The organism is Streptococcus sp. HMSC072G04 (assembly GCF_001813295.1).
Taxonomy (GTDB): domain Bacteria; phylum Bacillota; class Bacilli; order Lactobacillales; family Streptococcaceae; genus Streptococcus.
This window is the reverse complement of sequence record NZ_KV812040.1, coordinates 1-1973: the sequence shown is the minus strand read 5'-3', so window position 1 is coordinate 1973 and position 1973 is coordinate 1. Positions and strand designations below refer to the sequence as shown.

The 1973-nt window shown below is 44.3% G+C and carries 1 protein-coding gene; it reads right to left on the bottom strand.

Annotated elements, in window-relative coordinates; genetic code table 11:
* Window positions 1-2 precede the first annotated feature (2 nt).
* Window positions 3-1973: mucin-binding protein (locus tag HMPREF2904_RS12005; protein WP_256263281.1), on the bottom strand; the 1971-nt coding region annotated here is incomplete at its 5' end.

The following is a 1973-nucleotide window of genomic DNA, read 5'->3' as shown; positions in this document are numbered from 1 at the left end:
TTTTAGTCTTCGCGTTTTTTGCGTTTTGCAAGACCCGCAAGTCCTACCATACCAAGTGCCGCACCGAGCAAGGCTGCTGAAACGGATTGATCCTCACCAGTTTCAGGAAGCGCTGGAGCTTGTGGTGTCACAGGAGCTTCTGGCTTAGCTGGTTCTTGTTTGACTGGTTGCGGTTTTACCGGTTCTGGTTTTACAGGTTCCGGTTGTGGTTGTGGTTGTGGACGTGGCTGTGGTTGAGGTTGAGGTTGAGGTTCTGGTTTTGGCTCAGGAGTTGGAGCTGGGTTCTTCGTATAGAGAACAGTTGCTACAACATCTTTACTTTCTGCTGTCAAACCAGTCACTTCTTCCACAACCAGTGGATTTGCAGTATAGCCTTCAAGGACAGGTGATGTTACCGCATCAAAAGTAGTATCAGCATTTTCTGCTGTCCATTCGCCTGTACTCAACACTTCGTTTGTCACAGGATTCACCACTACTTCACGATGGAAGGTTACTTGGTCCTTGTGTTCTGGAGCTAGAACTTCTCCTGTAAGTGCATCCTTGTAGAAGATTGTTTCAGTAACCACTTTTGTTTCCTGACGGGCAACTGACTTCTGTTCCACTACGATCGTTGTATTGCGTCCAATTGCATTTAGATCTGCAGGATCATTTGGATCTACTGTCCCAGCTGTTGTATCATAACCAAAAACTTTTTGACCGTCTTTGATCTTGTAAGCTGCTGGAATTTCTGGAACCGGAGTTACATCAGCTCTTGATGCATCCGTTAGATTGTTCTTGTAGACCACTTCTGAAAGTACCTTACCATCTTTATCCACCAACTGAATGCGACCAAGCTTCTTATAATAAACATCAAACTTGTAATTCAAGGTACCATCAGGATCAAATGTGGTAGATTCAATTTCTTTTACAAGTGTGTAGTGTCCTGGAACCACTGGAGATGGAATCGGAGGGAGTACAGCTTCTGAATTTGAACTTACATCAGCAGCCAAAGCAGTTACCTCTGTTTCTTCATCCTCTAAACGTGCACTACGTGCGCGAAATCGCGGGGTATCACTCGCAAGACTTGCTTCTACACCACGGGGAGCAATTGCATCTGTCAAAGCACGACGTGTACGAACAGCCGGTCTGTTCGCTGCGTCATCTTCGATTGGAGTTGCACTAACAAATTTCCAAGCTTGTGGAGTCATTTCTCCAGTCACCAAGTTAACGAGAACAATCCGTTCAAATACAACACGTTCACGAACTGGTTTTGGTACAAGTACTCCATCACCGTCTTCAACGTAGTAGTTTACTGTACGTGTACCAGTGATACGACGAGGTTGAATCTTATCTACTGTCTTCGGCCAGTTTGGTGTTTTTGGATCAGTTGGATCGTAAGGAGTATCTGGAGTAGGATTTGGATCATTTGGTCCTACTGGAACAATACGCTCACGGACCACAACAGTGAATTCTTGGTCTACTTTGGCATCAAAGTCAAAGTTCTTGTTGGCTGCACTTGTGAAGCCATCGCTAACTAATTCATAACCTTTGCGGTGGAGGTCATCAATTTTAGCTGAGGTACTATAATTGATTGCTTCACCTGACTTACCATTGACCACATCACGTGTTACTTCCACATTACCTTTTTCGTTGACATACTTGATAATCGCTTTTTGAGCATCTTTCACGTATGTTACAACTTCTTCAACGTCTGCTGCTCCAGCTTTGACACCTTTGACTTCTGGCACTACCAATTTATTAGCAGTATAGCCCTTGATGACTGGTGAAGTCACTGCATCGAAGGTATCATCACTTGTCGTCCATTCACGATAGTCGATGTGACCAGTTACCAAGTTAACGTATGCGAAGCGTTTGAAGTGAAGAGTTTCTGTCACATCGTCTTTCGCTTTAGAGCCATCTTCGTAGACGTATTTGACAGTACGTGTTACATCGTCTTTGTTCACCAAATCTTTAACTGGATCTGGCCATTTTGG